Here is a 692-nt window from a genome sequence, read left to right on the forward strand (position 1 = left end):
GTGTGAGTTGGATGGGACACCAACAGGGAGCAGGCCCGTGTCGCGGCGCAGGCCAAGGCAACACTCAACACTGAGGCAACTGGGAAGTGTCCCGGTGCTCCTCAAGGGCTGCCCACCACAAGCTCCCACAGAGGACTCATGAACGCTCTGGTCCGGACCACGTCTGAGACCGGCAACGCTGAAAAGCGACAAACGTCACAGACGCGTGTCCTCTCTGGGAGTGTGGAATGAGACCTATGGCAGAAACGGCTCCTATTTAAAATCTTCCGAGGGTGAAGTAGTCATATCCAATGTGACGTCACCAAGCCAGGGACGTATCAAAGGAGGATCCTGCTCATTTTGCTTTGAAGTCGAGGCTTTGCTGCTGTGTGCTTTATTCTGTTTCAGGTCCAGTGTTACAGCGATTCCCTTTGCCATGTGTTGAGCCAGCCGTGTGGTGACTGCGCAATAATGAGGCAGGAGAGACATTGACTGCCACTGCTGTTTTGTTTCCTTGTGGTTTATGTAGTTGTTTTTATTTGTGATTGTATTATTAGTCTTTTGGTTTCTCTCGGCTGTGGCAATCATTGTTTTTCCCCAGTCAATTGAACACTATAGATCATTGTAACTGCCTCATGGCAGTAATTGTGCCTTTTACGCACGCCCCTTCCGCCTCTAGAATCATGTCAATACCAAAATGACACCCACCACAA

Annotated in this window: 1 protein-coding gene; it reads right to left on the reverse strand. The window is 50.0% G+C overall.

The genetic code is table 11. From position 1 onward, the window contains the following. Positions 1 to 252: 252 nt before the first annotated feature. Positions 253 to 567 carry a hypothetical protein gene (locus tag WAA15_RS24510; protein ID WP_337045484.1) on the reverse strand — a complete coding sequence of 105 codons (315 nt, stop codon included), beginning with the start codon at positions 565 to 567 and terminating at the stop codon, positions 253 to 255. Positions 568 to 692: the final 125 nt, after the last annotated feature.

This window comes from Emticicia sp. 17c (assembly GCF_037153985.1).
Lineage (GTDB): Bacteria > Bacteroidota > Bacteroidia > Cytophagales > Spirosomataceae > Emticicia.